16 protein-coding genes and 1 pseudogene are annotated in these 16,777 nt (G+C 48.8%); 12 read left to right on the forward strand and 5 right to left on the reverse strand.

Going from position 1 to position 16,777, the window contains the following annotated elements:
- Positions 1–43: 43 nt before the first annotated feature.
- A pseudogene (locus ACTJJ1_RS03920) lies at positions 44–1,165 on the reverse strand (IS3 family transposase).
- Between the two features lie 125 nt (positions 1,166–1,290).
- Between ACTJJ1_RS03920 and ACTJJ1_RS03925 the strand changes: the two are divergent.
- The 5 genes from ACTJJ1_RS03925 (at position 1,291) to ACTJJ1_RS03945 (ending at position 5,052) form a co-directional block, all read left to right on the forward strand.
- The gene (locus ACTJJ1_RS03925; protein ID WP_440832455.1) at positions 1,291–1,572 is read left to right on the forward strand and encodes a DUF1367 family protein; all 282 of its coding nucleotides are present in this window, start codon (positions 1,291–1,293) and stop codon (positions 1,570–1,572) included.
- Positions 1,529–1,828 (forward strand): DUF1367 family protein, encoded by a 300-nt coding sequence (locus tag ACTJJ1_RS03930; RefSeq protein ID WP_440832457.1) that lies wholly within the window; start codon positions 1,529–1,531, stop codon positions 1,826–1,828. Before ACTJJ1_RS03925 ends, ACTJJ1_RS03930 begins: the two co-directional genes overlap by 44 nt.
- Position 1,829: 1 nt before the next feature.
- Positions 1,830–2,138 carry a DUF1364 domain-containing protein gene (locus tag ACTJJ1_RS03935; protein ID WP_440832459.1) on the forward strand — a complete coding sequence of 103 codons (309 nt, stop codon included), beginning with the start codon at positions 1,830–1,832 and terminating at the stop codon, positions 2,136–2,138.
- A 37-nt stretch (positions 2,139–2,175) separates the two neighbouring features.
- Complete coding sequence (locus ACTJJ1_RS03940) at positions 2,176–3,447, forward strand: hypothetical protein (RefSeq protein WP_440832461.1); 1,272 nt, start codon at positions 2,176–2,178, stop codon at positions 3,445–3,447.
- Positions 3,448–3,516: 69 nt separating this feature from the next.
- On the forward strand, positions 3,517–5,052 hold the full coding sequence (locus ACTJJ1_RS03945) for a KAP family P-loop NTPase fold protein (protein WP_440832463.1): 1,536 nt from the start codon (positions 3,517–3,519) through the stop codon (positions 5,050–5,052).
- A gap of 362 nt (positions 5,053–5,414) precedes the next feature.
- On the opposite strand, the gene ACTJJ1_RS03950 is transcribed toward ACTJJ1_RS03945, so the two are convergent.
- Entirely contained in the window at positions 5,415–6,683 is a 1,269-nt protein-coding gene (locus ACTJJ1_RS03950; RefSeq protein WP_440832465.1) for a hypothetical protein, read from the reverse strand.
- Positions 6,684–7,204: 521 nt separating this feature from the next.
- Here ACTJJ1_RS03950 and ACTJJ1_RS03955 point away from each other — a divergent pair.
- The 3 genes from ACTJJ1_RS03955 (at position 7,205) to ACTJJ1_RS03965 (ending at position 8,957) form a co-directional block, all read left to right on the forward strand.
- Positions 7,205–7,696: a hypothetical protein gene (locus ACTJJ1_RS03955; RefSeq protein WP_440832467.1), complete on the forward strand. Its 492-nt coding sequence runs from the start codon at positions 7,205–7,207 to the stop codon at positions 7,694–7,696.
- 261 nt (positions 7,697–7,957) lie between these two features.
- Entirely contained in the window at positions 7,958–8,398 is a 441-nt protein-coding gene (tolA, locus tag ACTJJ1_RS03960) for a cell envelope integrity protein TolA (RefSeq protein ID WP_440832469.1), read from the forward strand.
- Positions 8,399–8,594: 196 nt separating this feature from the next.
- Entirely contained in the window at positions 8,595–8,957 is a 363-nt protein-coding gene (locus ACTJJ1_RS03965) for a hypothetical protein (protein ID WP_440832471.1), read from the forward strand.
- 218 nt (positions 8,958–9,175) lie between these two features.
- Here the strand turns inward: ACTJJ1_RS03965 and ACTJJ1_RS03970 are convergent, their stop codons facing one another.
- From ACTJJ1_RS03970 to ACTJJ1_RS03980, 3 genes are all read right to left on the reverse strand, one after another.
- Positions 9,176–10,288, reverse strand: coding sequence for an AI-2E family transporter (locus tag ACTJJ1_RS03970; RefSeq protein ID WP_004943322.1), 1,113 nt, complete (start codon positions 10,286–10,288; stop codon positions 9,176–9,178).
- 571 nt (positions 10,289–10,859) lie between these two features.
- A complete protein-coding gene (locus ACTJJ1_RS03975) occupies positions 10,860–11,327 on the reverse strand; it encodes a GNAT family N-acetyltransferase (RefSeq protein ID WP_440832473.1) in 468 nt (155 codons plus the stop codon).
- Between the two features lie 116 nt (positions 11,328–11,443).
- A complete protein-coding gene (locus ACTJJ1_RS03980) occupies positions 11,444–12,646 on the reverse strand; it encodes an MFS transporter (protein ID WP_440832475.1) in 1,203 nt (400 codons plus the stop codon).
- A gap of 222 nt (positions 12,647–12,868) precedes the next feature.
- Between ACTJJ1_RS03980 and ACTJJ1_RS03985 the strand changes: the two genes are divergently transcribed.
- The 4 genes from ACTJJ1_RS03985 (at position 12,869) to ACTJJ1_RS04000 (ending at position 16,630) form a co-directional block, all read left to right on the forward strand.
- A complete protein-coding gene (locus ACTJJ1_RS03985) occupies positions 12,869–13,906 on the forward strand; it encodes a LacI family DNA-binding transcriptional regulator (RefSeq protein ID WP_004943331.1) in 1,038 nt (345 codons plus the stop codon).
- A gap of 202 nt (positions 13,907–14,108) precedes the next feature.
- Complete coding sequence (locus ACTJJ1_RS03990; protein ID WP_004943333.1) at positions 14,109–15,032, forward strand: TIM barrel protein; 924 nt, start codon at positions 14,109–14,111, stop codon at positions 15,030–15,032.
- Between the two features lie 14 nt (positions 15,033–15,046).
- Positions 15,047–16,219, forward strand: a complete 1,173-nt coding sequence (locus ACTJJ1_RS03995) for a Gfo/Idh/MocA family protein (RefSeq protein ID WP_421416510.1) — start codon at positions 15,047–15,049, stop codon at positions 16,217–16,219.
- 201 nt (positions 16,220–16,420) lie between these two features.
- A complete protein-coding gene (locus tag ACTJJ1_RS04000; protein ID WP_004943339.1) occupies positions 16,421–16,630 on the forward strand; it encodes a hypothetical protein in 210 nt (69 codons plus the stop codon).
- The last annotated feature ends 147 nt before the right edge of the window (positions 16,631–16,777 follow it).

Raw genomic sequence — 16,777 nt, forward strand, 5'->3', positions numbered from 1 at the left:
AACTCTAGCGCGGTTGACCTGCCCCCAGGATTAGATACAACGCTCAGTTAGCAATGTCGGATCCTTCACTATCAGAATTACCCTTTCTCCAACCCGCCGCAAATTCAGACAGCGTCTGATAATTCAGCGTGGAGTGCGGGCGGCACTCGTTATAATCCTGACGCCATTCACTGATGGTTTTCCTGGTATGACTGACGTCACTGAACCAGTGTTCATTCAGACATTCATCGCGAAAACGGCCGTTAAAACTCTCAATAAATCCGTTCTGTGTCGGCTTGCCGGGCTGGATCAGCCGCAGCTCCACGCCATGCTCATAAGCCCACTGGTCAAGTGCTCTGCAGGTAAACTCCGGCCCCTGATCAGTTCTTAATCGTAGCCGGATAGCCGCGAAACAGCGCAATGCTGTCCAGAATACGCGTGACCTGCACGCCTGAAATCCCGAATGCGATGGTAATTGTCAGACACTCCTTCGTGAAGTCATCCACGCAGGTAAGGCACTTGATCCTGCGACCGGTGGCCAGTGCGTCCATGACGAAATCCATCGACCAGGTCAGATTGGGCGCCGCGGGGCGGAGCAACGGCAGACGTTCTGTTGCCAGCCCTTTACGACGTCGTCTGCGTTTTACGCCCAGCCCGCTCAGATGATAAAGGCGGTACACGCGCTTGTGATTAACATGAAGCCCTTCACGGCGCAGTAACTGCCCGATGTGGTGGTAGCCAAAACGCCTGTGCTCCAGTGCCAGTTCGGTGATGCGTCCGGATAAATGCGCATCAGCCGCCGGACGCTGAGCGTCATAGCGGCAGGTCGACAGGGACAAACCTGTGAGTCTGCAGGCACGACGTTGTGACAGACCGGTCGCATCACACATCAACACCACAGCTTCGCGCTTCTGGTCTGTCGTCAGTACTTTCGCCCAAGAGCCACCTGAAGCGCCTCTTTATCCAGCATGGCTTCGGCAAGCAGCTTCTTGAGTCTGGTGTTCTCTTCCTCAAGCGACTTCAGGCGCTTAACCTCAGGCACCTCCATACCGCCATACTTCTTACGCCAGGTGTAAAACGTGGCATCGGAAATGGCGTGCTTGCGGCAGAATTCACGGGCGGATACCCCGGCTTCAGCCTCGCGGAGAATACTGATGATCTGTTGGTCGGAAAAACGCTTCTTCATGGGGATGTCCTCATGTGGCTTATGAAGACATTACTAACATCGGGGTGTACTAATCAACTGGGAGCAGGTCAGGGCTGCTGCAGGGCTGCGGCATCAAGTATGCGACAAATCACGACAGGGATACGATGAAAGGGGTGCCTACGGACACTCCTATCGCCATGCGACTTATCGGCGACCGCCGGAACCTCAAGCACCACCGTAAGTTCTGGAAGCTGTTGGAGCTCGGCTTCTCGTACTGGATGCCTGATTGGACGTTCGTTAGCGATCCGGAGAAGTGGATTGCGCATGAAGTGGCAAAGACGCTTGCGGTACAGGCTGGCGATCCTCTGCTTTATGACAACATCACCAAGCTGATTGCCGACAGTGTTCTACAGCGTGTTGCTGCGCAGCGCCAGCGCCGCTTTTGACGCCGAAGCCGTGAAAACAACGGAGGCATATCTCAACCACGTCATGGTTAAAGCCGGCTTCTATGATCTGGCCGCAAACCCGGACGGCGGAACGCTGAAGCAGCGCTGGAGCATCGCCTTCGTCAACATGCGCCAGGAGAAGTTCGACAAGGTTTATAGCGGTGTTGCGGGCGTCATCTGGAACGAGACGCTACAGCAGCATTTTGCCGATGAGTATGAGATGGAACAGGCCGTTAATCGGCTGATGGAGTACTGATATGCGAAAGTCGCCAGCATTCAGAAGTAAAACCCTTCGCGATTCGGCGCGGGGCCAGTGTTGCACGTTACAAATCCCCGGAATTTGCAATGGGAACCCGGAAACGACCGTGCTTTGTCACTTGCCGAGCATCACCTATGGCATGGGGTACAAGAGCGATGATTTTTGGGCGGTGTTTGGATGTTCCAGTTGTCATGATGTGATTGATGCGAGAAAATCGTATGATTGGGAAAAAGGCGAAAAAGAAGAACTGCTAATTAATGCTCTTTATTTGACATTTAAATATTGGTATTCAATAACATTATTTTGAATGTTATTAATTGACACGTAAACTATTAGGTGGCGTAGTGACTTCTTATACTGATGAGTTTGTTAAGAAAAATATTGATGAGTGTGACTCATTTATTGAAATAAAATATAAAGAGTCTGTATTTAATATACAGGGGGATAATGAACTTAACGATAAGAAATTTATTTCAAACCTAAGTTATGATGAGGTTTTTCAGGTGGCTATTTATTGCGCCTGGTTGGATTTTCACACCAAATTTAGAAATGACGCAGTTATCCTTGGCAAAAACACAATTTTTAACAGAAAGAAACTAGGCGATAGGGTTTTATTTTCCGCAGATCAAGTAAAGGATGATCCTGTTTTGTTCTTGTCAAACTTATTAAGGGTAATAATAGAAGCTAATTTTTGGGAGGGTTCGCCTGGTCTTTTTTATAATAGACGTGATGTTTTGACGATCTTAGCAAGTAATTACGGTAAAAGGGAGTATCAATTCGAGTGGATAAGAGATACTTTGCAGATTTCATTGGCTCAGTTCTTACTACACTCCGATGATTTTAAAATGGCATTACAACTTGGTTCCAATATAACTGAGCAGTCTAATATTATAAGAAATGAGTTAAATAAAGATGTGGGAGTTCTAATTGGAACTTTAACTTCAGAAAAGGAAAGTATAAAGAAAGATTTTGACACAAAAAAAGAAGAGGTTTCAAAATTATTAATCGACAAGGAGGAAGAGTTACGCAATATTTTGGAAGAGATTAACTATAATGTTAAAGGGATAGATGAGGTTAGAGAGCGATTAAGTAGTTACCATTCTGAGTTTAACTTTGTAGGTCTTTATTCTGGGTTCAAGGAATTAAAGAAAAGTAAAGATGAAGAGCTAGAATCGGCAAAAGGAAACTATCATTTAGCCATGATTATTGCAATAATGTTACCGTTATTAAGTATAGGGGTACATATATTATTCCCTCAGCTAGTGAATGGAAAAACTTTAGTTCAATGGGTGTCGTGGGCAGCTCCGTTCACTGCAATAGAGCTTCTTATATTATATTATGCAAGGGTGATTTATTCGGAAGTAAAGTCGTTGAGAACTCAACTTGTACAAATAAATTTAAGAGGAGCGTTATGCCAATTCATAGAAGAATATATGAATTATAGAAAGAAAATGAAAAATGAAAAAGGTGAGCTGAATGATGCAGCGTTGGATAAATTTGATTCATTAATCTTCAGTACAATACAAATGGACAGCGATAACATTCCTGGAGCTCTGGATGGCGTTAATGCTATTGCTGAGTTGGCGGGCAAAGTTTTAGCGAAAGGTAAGTCTTAGATAGATTGGAAATAATTTAATTCAAATTAAAATCTCATTTATAATTATTTTTGATTAAGAGGGGTTATAATGAAAAATTTAGTAGAACTGCCTTTTGAATGGCATAGCGAGAGCGATGGATTTCCAGCGGATAATCTGGATCGGGCTAAATATGCTAGATTCTTAACGGATTTCTTGGTTGCTAAAGGCCGTGAAAAAAATTATGTCTTGAATGTAAATGCTTCATGGGGGGCTGGGAAGACATGGTTTTTGAGACGTTGGTCTGAAGAGATCAAAAAGAATTATCCTGTGGTATTTGTTGATGCATGGAAAAGTGACCATTCAAAAGATCCTTTTTTGTCTGTTGTATCTGCAATTTCTAAAGATCTAGAGCCATTAATAGATGTGAAATTTAAAGATAGCGCAATAACGAAAAAAAGCTGGCTATTGTTAAAAAGTATAGCCCCCGAACTTACAAAAGGGATTGTGAAAAAATATTTGAGCTTAGATATTGATGAGGTGTCAAAAGCAATTAATAATAATGATGCATCTTCCATTGCTGGTGTAGGCGCTAAAGCTGTTGAGAAATTAATTAAGTTTCATGATGAAACTAATAGCTCCATTGATGACTTCAAAGAAGCCACATCAAAATATTTGGATTTAATTGTCAATAAATCAGATAAAGAGTTACCCCTTTTTATTTTCATAGATGAATTAGACAGGTGCAGGCCAACTTATGCAATAGAAATGCTTGAAACAATAAAGCATATATTCGATATGGATAAGGTTGTCTTTGTGATAGCTACAGATAAAGGGCAGCTACAACATTCTATCAAGGCAGTGTATGGGAATGGATTCAATTCAACAAAATATTTAGATAGATTTTTTGATAGATCTGTAACGTTAAGAAAATCATCTCTTTCAGAGTATATAGCCAGTTTGGTCTCTACAAGTGAAATTTTAAGTGTTTACTTGGGGGACTCTAAATCATGCTGGACGTTAACCGTAGAAAGTAAAAATGACATTCAAGAAAAAATTTGTTGGTTAGCAATTGTTTCTGAAGTTTTCAATATGGATTTAAGAACTGTAAAACAATGGGTGGATCGTTTAGAAGCATCGATTAATTCATCAGGGGATAGGGTTGATTTTATTTTCTTATCTTACCTTTTAGCGCTAAATAGCGTGAGTAGCAATGGGTATGATATTGTAGCTAATGCTAATTCCTCATTTACAGGTGAAATGAAGAGAACATATTTCAACGAGTTATTAATAGAGGCTAATGATGATGGTAATATCATAAAGTTCGCGATGGATTGTACTGTAATAGGTATTGACATACCGATTCCTAGATCTGGCATGTCTGTACGTAACCCGCTTAGGATAGAAGTTTTTGAATCTAGCATTCATGAGTATTTTTTTAATATTTTTTCAATTCTTATAAGTGGAGATATAGACTCTTCGATTAATAATCGCCGTGGTTATTTTGCGGATAGATTAATGAATGAAGCTGGGGGGGCGAGGGTTATCAATTTCGATGTGGTAAATTTAGTAGCTTGTATAAATAGTAAAGGAATGAGTATGGAAGATTATTTTGATATAGTGGAGTTGGCAACCATACTAGAGTAATTTTTTTTCAAAAAGGACTGACCAATATGACCAACGCAATAGAATAACTCATAAAAATGCACGTTCCGCGCTGTGTAAGCGCTGAGTCAATGAATGTAGGCCGTGGACGCGCTTCCCTGACCAGGGAGCACAGAGCAGAAGAGAGAGGATTGATCGCTTTATGGCGCAGTGTAATAAGCTGGTGCAGCAGGCGGTTGAAAGGGTGAACCTATATTTTAATAATTGATGTTTAGTTGTTATACTTCATGTAATTATCTTACTGTCGGCAAAGTGCTAGAAGCGTATAGTACACATTTAAAGGTGTTTTATTGTTGGGCCGAGCTAACCGGATTGCCGGTTAGCGAAGTAACCGGTGATTTTCATTAAAAAATATAGTTAATTGATACACTGTGAGTGCGATCGGCGGTATGCACAATTGATCCGCTTAAATCCTTTATGACCATTGGATGTGGATGGTGCTTAGTACCTGAAGCACAATGCAAAAATTGAGCTGGTGCCAGTAATGCAGCATTCCCCACCTTCCATGAATGTTGAGAACCGTGGTGAGGCACCTGAATTAAACCAATCTTGTCCCAGCGTTGCGCCCCCAGATGGCTCCTCAGGTCTGAAATAACCTCAGGAGTTAGATGTATATCCCCGGTGCAGAGCGTTGCCAGACGCGAAGTTGGAAAAAGGGTAGATGGACATACATTGAGATTACTATTCACCCAAAATTCACTAGTATCCATTTGAACCGGTGCTGCATACATGCATAGCGAAATGTTGTTTTTAGCTTGGCTGGTATGCCCAAAATGCTTCTCATAGCATTTCTTCAATGTCTTGCGCCAGTCTAAAGGCATCGCAGATAATGGATTATGTAAATTAATACTCATAATTGTATTATGGATATCTGCTTTCACATCAGAAAGAAGCATGCCCGATTTTTTTGCATGCCACTGCTTGCCTCTTTTTATTATTAACCCCAGCTCGCTGAAGTCTTTCTCCGCATTGAAAAAGACAAATTCAAAATCGTTTTTAGTTGCTTGCATGGGCCGATCATGTCTGATGGTTTTTATCTTCATGGTGCCATGTACAGAGGGCTCATTGAAAGTAAAATAGTCATCGCCCAGCATCTTGGAGTCATCATCTCGTTGAAAATCATCTGGCCTTGGGTCGGGGTTATCTTCACCAAGAGTAGTAGGCGGTCTATCTGAACCTCCTTGGATTAGTACAACCTCATCAACATGAACATCAAAATTTCTAGATGCTAACCATTGTAGTGGGTTGAGTTGCAGAAGTGCTGTGGACGGAGAAGTACCCTTTTTCCCTAAGACCGAAATTTCGCGCACGCTCTGGGTCCATTCTGAGTAGGGTAGGACCAGAGATTTGATGTGGTTATGCTTGAGAAGCTCCTCAACTCCATTAACGTGGTCATTATCAAAATGGGAGAGAACCAGCATATCAATATAATTATGCCAACACGAAAGCGTGGTTATTTTTTTGAGGATACGATCGAGAGTTGAGAAACTGGTAGAACCACAGTCGTATACCCACTTGAACACATTTTCATCATAACAATTAAAAATTAAACCAGTTTTGAAGGTACCGTTGCCAACCGAGTGAAAACGCTGAAAAACCTCATTTTTTTTCATTTTCCATCCTTAAACATACAATGCAAAAAGTGGTCTTAAAATCTCTTTGTACCTACTCTGGATATCATAGGTATATCGGCAATCATTGCCGACTATTTTTAGTCGATGAATAAGTTATCACAAACGTAAGGAGAAGCTAAAGAGGGGGGCAAAGATAAGGTTTATGAATACGGAAAATTTGGATAACATGAGCTCTATTCAAAACCTGTAGTGATGTTAGAAAACTATGTCAGACTATAATTAATAGGAAGCTAAAAATAATCAATACTACGACCGCTCTTGACATTGTGCTTCTGATAAAATATTAGCGTGCTCATTTTTCATCTTGATTGGTATTTATCGGTCCTCCTGTGAGTTTATGTGCAGGTGATATCAACTTTGATGGTAACAAGGTGATATTAAAGGTAACTTATTGTGTAATATTATGTTTGATATGGTTTTCGTTAGTTATTTCATTGTGCCTGGCATTACTTTTGGCTATCTTTGAATACCGGATGGATAATTGAGTGTGGAAGGAATATATGAAAACCATGTTGGCTACGACGCTGGTTGCGTTAATTTCGGTAAGTGCAGCGAATACGGATGCTGCAACCACCAAGACGGTGAATGGGAAGCTTGAAACACGCTTTGGCAACCCAACGTACAAGCAGGTGCTACATTATCGCGAGATGTATGAGAAAAAACCTTTCCCTGATGCTGAAATTTATTACTACGATAACGGCGTCTATAAAATCATTTCTCAGGGGGAAGACCATTATGGGTTATATGTGCTGCAGGGTGGATTTCAAGAACAGACTTATACCATAAGATTTGTTTCCTTGCCGTCCGCCGACTGGGGGAGTAAAACCGCATTTCATCAGCTTACTTTTATAAAGAACGATAAAGACAGTAATGGTGTGTTTATCCAGAATGCGGTTGTTGATACCGGTGAGGCAATTGCTCAGCAGAATGGCACTTTTTCTCTGGAAGAGAATAAAGAGAAGGATCCAACGAATAAGCGGTGGGGAAGTTAATTTACAGCCAAACTCAAACATCAGAGCGACTCAATAGTTTTGATTCTACCCTGAGTAATCTGAATGTGACCACGATGTGAAGTGACAGTCGCCGGCAGTCATTCAAGCCCCGGTATCCGTCGGGGCTTTTCTTCTGCTTAGAACACCTGATGACGCGCGCTTTCCGAATGTGGGCCGCAATACATTGATCTAAACCTGTTTAAATTTACCCGTGTTGGTTTATTATTCTTTCCTGTGGATATTCTATTAAAGAAGGGAATCATGAATAGAGTTCATTTGGGGTTTGGGATTTGCGCGCCGGCATTATCGCTTGTTATCGCTGCGTTGTTGGTGACGGGGTGTGCGAAGACGAGTTCTGCGATTAAACCTGTGCCGTCTGATGAGGGGGGCGATGAGATGTTTGCCGCCTTCGAAGGTAAAACAGCGCCTCAACCTGGGGAGGAGGCACGCCAGTATGCCGCGCAAATACAATCCGCTATTCAAAGCCATTTTCAAGACGTCGGCTCATATGCCGGTAAACGATGCGCTTTAAGACTTATGCTGGCCCCGGATGGCATGCTTTTAGATGTGCGAGCCGAAGAAGGTGACCCTGATCTTTGTCGTGCCGCAATAAAGGCGGCCACAAAGGCCCGTTTTCCCAAAGCGCCTTCACCAGCCGTTTATGATGCTTTGAAAAATCCTATATTGGAATTCCGCCCCTGAGCACCTGAAAGAGAGGGGAAAACGTGTCAACGCTATTAGGTCGGGTCAATTTGAATAAAAGCGGGAGCCTCTGAGCTCCCATTCTTTATGATCAAGGACCTTATTTCATTTCTTTCAGTTTGGCGCGTGCAGCCCAAGCAATGGCGACCATGATGATAGCGCCGACAAATTTGGGCCACTGGGCACAGGCGAAGAATTGTTCACTTATTTCTTTGCTGAGGGCAATGCAGGTGTAAACGGTGGCGAAGGTAAACCACGCTTTGATCCAGGCGGCGCTGATGGGACATCCTTTTCGAGAGATAAGGATGAAAATATCCCCCCTTTTGCATTAACAATCAAGCCGCTCTCAGCCGCTTTCCGGGGCTGCTGCGCGATGATGTTAACCCTATCCCCTAAACGGCGTTTCTACTCTGATGCTGACTGCCGGCTAATAAAGTTTTATGTCCACTTCCTGCTGTTTCAGGTAGGTACTGACGTAACCATAGGCGCAGTAAAAGGCCAGCAACGACAAGATGAGTACCGCGAAGGATGCCTTGAATTTGACGTCACCGTCTTTTGACATTTGGTAGGCGCAATAGATGAAAGACAGCAGAAACAGCAGAGTAAAGATTATGGCTAATGTGGCATATAAGATAAGCATGGCTCAACACGGTTTTCCCTGTGAGTGTTACAAAGCAGGCTCAAGGATAGCATAAGGGTGTTCGGCGTAACTCGATGGCAAACGTTGGGGGCCTGCGCAGGCCCCCGGAATTAACATAATCTCTGCTTCAACGCCGCTTAACCGGCATCAGGATGATTCTTGCCTTCTTCGATAAAGGCCTCATCAATCTCATCGGTGGTCTCCTCGCTGTCGCGGCCGGAAAGGATATTCCAGCAGGCGATGAACAACGCGGCGATCAACGGGCCGATAACGAAACCATTGATGCCGTAAATCTCCATGCCGCCCAAGGTGGAAATCAGGATGAGGTAATCCGGCATCTTGGTGTCTTTGCCGACCAGCAGCGGGCGCAGAATGTTGTCAACCAGCCCGATAATCACCACGAAGAATCCGACCAGGAATGCCCCTTGCCACAGCATGCCGGTGGCGAAGAAATAGATGGCTGCCGGCACCCAGATAATGGCGGAACCGACGGCGGGGATGATGGAGAGGAAGGCCATCAGCGCGCCCCACAGCAAACTGCCATCGATGCCGGTGATGTAAAATGCCAGGCCGCCGAGGGCGCCTTGCACAATTGCCACCACCACGGTGCCTTTCACCGTAGCGCGGGACACGGCGGCGAACTTCACGAACAGGTGGTGTTTGACATGCTCGGACAGTGGCAGCGCTTCAAGCGCCAGGGTCACCAGATAGGGGCCGTCTTTCAGCAGGAAGAACAGCAGATAGAGCATGATGCCAAAGCCGACGGCAAAGTTGAATGTGCCTTTGCCGATCAAGAACACGCTGCCCGCCAGGAATTGCCCGCCCTTGAGCGCCACGTCGGAAAGCTGCTTTTGTATTTCCGCGGCGCTGTCGAGGTTATGCTCCGCCAGAAAATGCCGTGCCCAGCCGGGTAAATGCTGCATCACTTCGGCCAGCATCGCAGGCAACTGGGTATTGTTGTTCTGCAGTTTTTCGTAGAGAACGTTGAATTCAAGCGCCAGCGACGATGCGATGATCGCCAACGGGGTGAACACAATCAGGCAGATCACCAGCAATGTTAACAATGAGACCAGGCCGTTGCGGTCGCCAAGATATTGTTTAAGCTTGTTTTTCAACGGGTGGAAAATCACGGCCAATATGATGGCCCATAGCACCGACGAATAGTAGGGACCCAATACGTCCAGAAAAGCGGCGGTTACGATGAAAAGGATCAGAATAAAGAATCCCTTTGAAATACCTTTAGACATCATAGCAGTCCCTCTGATGATAGATTTTATCGGTGAGCCTTAACGCTTACCGTCATTGACGAGCAGTGAAAAACAAACCATAGCATCACAATGACTTAACAGTTAGCGGATTGTTGGTGAGCGGAGGTTCTCTAGCTTGTAAGCCGGAGTGCTCATGGATTTTTGTGTAAATTATCAATAAATCTTATTGGTTGTGTTTCATTTTGTGAGTTTGCCTTGATGAGAAGGGGCGGGGTATCTACGTTTTAGGTGAACGTATTTTCACCTGACACGCAGAGGTAGGCGAATGACTGGGCATAAACGACTTAGATTCATTGAGATGATAGTTGCGATCGCTTTTGGCGGTTTGGTGATTTACCTGATAGCCACGGGGACTTTGTCATTATCAGGGGTGGAGCACCATTGGCCATATCCATCAAGATAACTGTAGTGATTTGCCAGGGTATGCTGAACACGGCGGATAAAAATAAAATTACGCTATTCAGACATTGCGTTCGGGCGAGGAAAGTACGGCGGAGATCCATAAGCTTAAACGCCGGCCGCTGAATCTCCCGCTAAGATCGGATGTCTTTCATCACGCCTGACCCTTCAGGCGCTTCATCATATAAATGCTCAGCGGATCAGGCGGGTAGTTGCCAAAGCGCGTTGTCTGTCGGTAGCCGGCTTTTCGGTACAGGCTAATCGCCTCGGGTTGGTTAACGCCGGTTTCCAAATACAGTTCGCCATAACCCAGCGATTGCGCTTTCTGCTCGATAACCTCGATCAACCGGTAGGCGATACCTTGCCCGCGAAAGCGCGGATCAACGTACATGCGTTTGATCTCGGCAATTTTACCCTCTGAAATGTACAGGCAGCCGCAGCCCGCGTAGTCGCCCGCGCTTTTTGCGACAAAGGCGCAGGTTTCTGACGACGTCATTTCCTCAACCGACACCGAATAGCATGAAGCGGCGGGATAAAGCGGTTGCTGGTAGTCGTCCAGCGCCGTCACCAGCGCAGCAAAACCGGTATCGGTCACCGCGGTTTCTTCAATAGATACAGCCATACTCGCTCTCGTATAACAGGGGCATCCAGATAACCACAGTATCACAGCGCACCTTGGCTGCGCTGCGACATTGTTACCTTATCCGGCGCGCCGTAAAACCCTGTCTTGTCAGGGGGTCAATACCGGGTTGACAGTAGCAATGTCAATGCTATGCCCAACGCGGCGGCGGCCAGTACCATTGCGGCGGGGGCGGACCAGCCGGCATTGGCGACGATGCTGCTTATCGCGATGGGGGCGATCACCTGGCCCAGATAATTGCCTTGCATTACCAACCCCAGGCACAGTGGGATGAGGGTCGGTTCCGGTGACGACATCGGCGTGGCGGCGAGAATGGTGGACGGCAACATACCGCTGATGGCGGAAAACAAAAAACACAGCGGTATCAGCATGTTCATCGGCGTTACCGAGAAGAAGATACCGCTGCCGGTCAGCCCCATGGCGATAAAGGTGCCGGTGAGCAGCGCTTTGGTGCTGATCCCACGCGACAGCAGTAAACCGGCGGAGAGATTGCCAATCATATTGACGGCTATAATCGCGGTACTGATGCTGCCCGTGTTGGCGAGCGACAGCCCGACGTGCTGCATCAAAAATAGAGGCAAAAAAGCCATTACCGCAAAGAACAGCAGGTTGTAGCTGGTGAATATCAGCGCCAGCAGCCCAGGTTGTCGTGCGCGCAACAGGCGAGACAACGCCTGGCGCAGGCCGATGTGTAAAGTCGCCGCAGAGCCGGTAGCCTCCCGGCGGGTCGTCAGCGGCAGCAACAACGCCGCTAACAGCGTCAGAGCGGCGCTCGCCAGCCAGCTCTGTTGCCAGCCGCCGAGCAACGGGCCGAAAAACATCGAGAGGGCGATGCCCGCCGGCATAAAGGTGCTCCAGATGCCAAACACCAGATTACGTTTTTGCGGCTGAACCACGCGATTGAGAATTGCCGGTGCGGCGACCACTACGATGACGAAACCCAGGCCCTCAATAAACCGCGTGGCGATAAGTCCATTGAAGTTATGCAGACCGGCGCCGACAAAGCTGGCGGCGCTGATGATCATCAGCCCAAGGCAAAGCAAGCGGCGATCGCCCCAGCGGCGGACCAAAATGCCGACGAGGATGCCGCTGAACACGCCCACGAAAGGGAAGGCCGAGATTACCCAGCTTAACGATTCCAGAGAGCGGCCGAACTCGCGTTGCAACTCCGGTAATGCAATCGTCGCTTTACCCACCTGCAGGGCTGCCGCAATACCGGCGAACACTATGTTCAGGATCGCCGGCCACTGGGTGGCATTGGGTGCCGCATACTCGATGGCGTCGGATTTTGTCGATGTCATGATTCGCTCCGGGGGACAAAATCAGACTATGCGTTATGGCGAAAACAGCAGCAGTTCAATAATTGCTTCACCTGCCCGAAAAACGTTCATTTCGAGCTTTTTACCGCTCTCTGCAACGACTCAAATCGCGATTAACGCCCCCGATCACACAAAACCCCTGGCCGGGTTTCCTCCGTCATCGACACCATGATAGTTTTTATCAAAATCATGATGAGGAAGAGTATGGCAGGCAAGAAAACGACCCTGGCGGCTATTGCCAGAGAGGCGCATGTCGGTATCGCCACGGTTGATCGGGTAATAAACCAACGTGCTGCGGTACGGCCGGAAACGGAGCGCAAAGTTATCGCTGCGGCGAAAAAGCTGGGTTTTGCCCTCGAAAAGTCCCACCGGTTGTTTGAGGCGGCCGGGCAGTCGCCTGTGCGGCTCAAAATGGGCTTTATCCTGCTGCGCCGCGAACATTCTTTCTATGCGCAGTTAGCGGAAAGCCTGCTGGAACAGGCCGCGCCGTACTGCGATCCGGCTCATCCGCCGCAGTTCATTTTTCATGACATCAGCGCGGTAGGCGATACCGCCGCGGCCATTACGCAACTGAGCCAGAGCGTGGATGTGATGGGGGTGCTGGCGCTGGATAACCCGATGATCCGTTATGCGGTCGAAGAAGCCAGCCGCCAGGGCGTTAAGGTGTTTACGCTGCTGTCGGATCTGTCGGTGCACAGCAGGGCCGGTTATGTTGGCCTGGATAATCAGCAGGCCGGTCGCACCGCGGCCTGGGCGGTAGAGCGTATGTGTCGAAAGCAGGGGGAAATCGGGGTTATCATCGGCGATAATCGCTTCCTGTGCCAGGAAGCCTGCGAAATCAGTTTTCGCTCTTACCTGCGCGAACACCTGAGTGGCCACCGGGTGCTGGAGCCGCTACGCAGCTATGAACGGGCCGAAAATGCCAGACAGGTCACCTTGAGCATATTGGCGCAGCACCCTGAATTGGTGGCGTTGTACGCGCCCTGCGGCGGCGTGGAAGGGATTATCGCCGCGTTGCGAGAGAGCGGCAGGCAGCACGACGTGATGCTGGTTTGTCATGGCCCGGTGGAAAACGCGGAGATGGCGTTGATCGACGGCACGTTGGATCTGATGTTGACGCACCGCATTCATGAATTCGCCGCGTCGGTCATCAAGACCTTTGTCGCCGCCGCCGGCGATGAACACCCGGGTTTTATGCAGATCATTAACCGTTTTGATCTGATCACCAAAGAAAATATCTGATCGCCGGCCCCAATGTGGGCCGTTCCCCCTGAGTTGCCGTCGATGTCTTGCAGGTTACGGCTTGTCTGTGTTTGATAAAAAACTATCATTTTAACTATCAAATTTAACGCGATCTCCATCAAAAAATGAAAGTTTCATCATTGATGGTGTCGAAATATTTGTTTGATACTGGCGCCACACTCCCCTCGAAACGGAATGAAAAATGACCTTGCCTATCGCCAATGCTCCCTGCAGTTGGGGAGTGGATGATCCCAAAAATCCTTATCTTCCTCCTTACGCCCAAGTGCTACAGGAGGCGAACGCCGCAGGCTATCACAGCATTGAGCTGGGGCCGTGGGGCTACCTGCCAATCGAGGCCGCAACCCTGACCGCAGAGTTGCACCACCACCAGTTGTCGCTGGTAGCCGGCACCATTTTTGACGATCTGGTCAGCGAGCAGAACTTCGCGCACATCCTGACGCTGACCCATAACATTTGTCGCAATTTGTCGCAGGCGCCCAAAGCACATCCCATTTGCGAAGGCCATTTCTCGCCGCCTTACCTGGTGATAATCGACTTCGGCAATCCACAGCGGGCCCGGTTCGCCGGGCAGTCATCGCAGGCACCGCGGCTGGCGCCAGACGACTGGAACCGGATGATCGGCCACATCAAAACGGTCAGCGAGATTGCCTGGCAAGAATATGGCGTCAGGCCGGTGATCCATCCGCATGCCGGTGGCTGCATCGAGTTCGCCGATGAGATCGAGCTGTTGGTCAGCCAAATTCCGCACCAAACCGCCGGATTATGCCTGGACACCGGGCACCTGTATTACTCCGGCATGGATCCGGTCATCTGGCTCGAACGCTATTTCTCCCGGATTGATTACCTGCATTTCAAGGATGTTAACCCGCAGGTGTTCAATGAGGTGCTGAAACGCGGGCTGGATTTCTTTACCGCTTGCGCACAAGGGGTGATGTGCCCACTGGGGCAGGGTGCAATTGATTATCCAGCCGTGCGCGAATTATTGGCGGCGCGCGGTTATCAGGGCTGGATCACCATTGAGCAGGAACGGGATCCGCGTCAGGTGCAGGGTAGCCTGCGCGACGTGACGGAAAGCCTCAATTATTTGCGAACAGTCGGTTTTTAATCGGGAGAAACGTGATGATCAACGGCATTAAACCTCTGGAACGATCCCTGCGCTGGGGTATGGTCGGCGGCGGCGGCACCAGCCAAATCGGTTATATCCACCGTTCTGCGGCACTGCGCGACGGCACCTTCACTCTGTTGGCCGGCGCGTTCGATATCGACGCGTCGCGCGGGCGCAGTTTTGGGCAAAGCCTGGGAGTGGCAGCGGACCGCTGTTACCCGGATTACGGCACGCTGTTTCGGGAAGAAGCCGCGAGATCGGACGGTATCGAGGCGGTTTCCATCGCCACGCCAAACAACACCCACTTTGCTATTTGCCAGGCGGCGTTGGAAGCGGGTCTGCACGTAGTGTGCGAAAAACCGTTGTGCTTTACCGCCGAAGAGGCGCAAACGCTGGTCGAGCTGAGCGAAAAACGGCAAAAAATTATCGGCGTCACCTACGGTTATTCCGGCCACCAGTTGATTTTGCAGGCCCGCCAGATGATCGCCGACGGCCTACTGGGCGAGATCCGTATCATCAACATGCAATTCTCCCACGGGTTCCACGCCGCGCCGGTAGAGCAAGAGAACCCCAGCACGCGCTGGCGGGTAGACCCGCGTTTTGTCGGCCCGAGCTATGTGCTGGGCGATCTGGCCACGCATCCGCTGTTCCTGGCGGAAACCATGGTGCCGCAATTGAAGATCAAACGCCTGATGTGCAGCCGCCAGAGCTTTGTCAAAACCCGTGCGCCGCTGGAAGACAATGCCTACGTGTTGATGGAGTACGACAACGGCGCGGTAGGTTCAATGTGGTGTTCGGCGGTCAACAGCGGCTCGATGCACGGCCAGAAGGTGCGCATCGTCGGCGAGAAGGCCAGCCTGGAATGGTGGGACGAACAGCCTAACCAATTGCGTTTTGAAGTGCAGGGCGAGCCGGTGCGCATTCTGGAGCGCGGCATGCCTTACCTGGATCACGCCGCGTTGGCGGACGACAGGATTGGCGGCGGTCATCCCGAGGGGCTGTTTGAAGCCTGGTCAAATCTGTACCGACGTTTTGCACTGGCGATGGACGCCACCGACCGGCGGGACGAGGCTTTCCTGGCCGATTTCTGGTACCCCGACGTGCATGCCGGGGCGATGGGCGTGCGTTGGGTCGAAAACTGCGTACGCTCCGCCGATGCCGGCGCCAGCTGGGTCGAGTTTCGCTAAAGCCCCAAAAGCGAGGCGGGGCCCGGCGACATGATTATTGGAATTGCAGATAGACTACCTGCTGAAAACGTCGGTTTGGCCCATTTCAGTTCACTTTTTCGCCACCCAGGCGCCAGGGGGGCGATACAGTGATCTGCCTCATTAGAGAAAGGGGGGAAAGGCTGATAGGGTAGGGGTTGGCCCAATCACAAGGAGAGAACGATGTTAGAGCAATACTACCCGGCGACGATGAGCTCCAAACCCGTCACGGACGAACAGCATAAAAGGCTAGTGGCAGTGCAGGCGGCGCTGGAGCTGATCAAGGCCACTTTGTCCGATACCAACGACGGTAACGGCGTGGATTTTCAACTGAAAGCCGCCGAAAAGCACATTGGCCCCATGGCCGACGCCATACAGGAAGCCTTGAAGTAAGCTCCTGCTGCCGATCATCAACCGCCCCCTCTGGGCGGTTTTTTGCTTTTTGTCCGGCAGATTCGGATTGTTTGTCATAGAGCAAAACGGGAAAAGTTGTAAAATCGACCTCAGGATTATCTTAAGAAAGAGCGTGAGGAGAGCGTT

This window comes from Serratia sp. 22264 (genome assembly GCF_052045345.1).
GTDB classification, from domain to species: domain Bacteria; phylum Pseudomonadota; class Gammaproteobacteria; order Enterobacterales; family Enterobacteriaceae; genus Serratia; species Serratia plymuthica.

Excerpts from the sequence above, each read along its gene's own strand:
- ACTJJ1_RS03980 (WP_440832475.1), bottom strand. The coding sequence starts at position 12,646 with ATGACATCGACAAAATCCGACGCCATCGAGTATGCGGCACCCAATGCC.
- ACTJJ1_RS03970 (WP_004943322.1), bottom strand. The coding sequence starts at position 10,288 with ATGATGTCTAAAGGTATTTCAAAGGGATTCTTTATTCTGATCCTTTTC.
- ACTJJ1_RS03950 (WP_440832465.1), bottom strand. The coding sequence starts at position 6,683 with ATGAAAAAAAATGAGGTTTTTCAGCGTTTTCACTCGGTTGGCAACGGT.
- tolA (WP_440832469.1), top strand. The coding sequence starts at position 7,958 with ATGAATAGAGTTCATTTGGGGTTTGGGATTTGCGCGCCGGCATTATCG.
- ACTJJ1_RS03935 (WP_440832459.1), top strand. The coding sequence starts at position 1,830 with ATGCGAAAGTCGCCAGCATTCAGAAGTAAAACCCTTCGCGATTCGGCG.
- ACTJJ1_RS03995 (WP_421416510.1), top strand. The coding sequence starts at position 15,047 with ATGATCAACGGCATTAAACCTCTGGAACGATCCCTGCGCTGGGGTATG.
- ACTJJ1_RS03955 (WP_440832467.1), top strand. The coding sequence starts at position 7,205 with ATGAAAACCATGTTGGCTACGACGCTGGTTGCGTTAATTTCGGTAAGT.
- ACTJJ1_RS04000 (WP_004943339.1), top strand. The coding sequence starts at position 16,421 with ATGTTAGAGCAATACTACCCGGCGACGATGAGCTCCAAACCCGTCACG.
- ACTJJ1_RS03945 (WP_440832463.1), top strand. The coding sequence starts at position 3,517 with ATGAAAAATTTAGTAGAACTGCCTTTTGAATGGCATAGCGAGAGCGAT.
- ACTJJ1_RS03975 (WP_440832473.1), bottom strand. The coding sequence starts at position 11,327 with ATGGCTGTATCTATTGAAGAAACCGCGGTGACCGATACCGGTTTTGCT.
- ACTJJ1_RS03925 (WP_440832455.1), top strand. The coding sequence starts at position 1,291 with ATGAAAGGGGTGCCTACGGACACTCCTATCGCCATGCGACTTATCGGC.
- ACTJJ1_RS03990 (WP_004943333.1), top strand. The coding sequence starts at position 14,109 with ATGACCTTGCCTATCGCCAATGCTCCCTGCAGTTGGGGAGTGGATGAT.
- ACTJJ1_RS03985 (WP_004943331.1), top strand. The coding sequence starts at position 12,869 with ATGGCAGGCAAGAAAACGACCCTGGCGGCTATTGCCAGAGAGGCGCAT.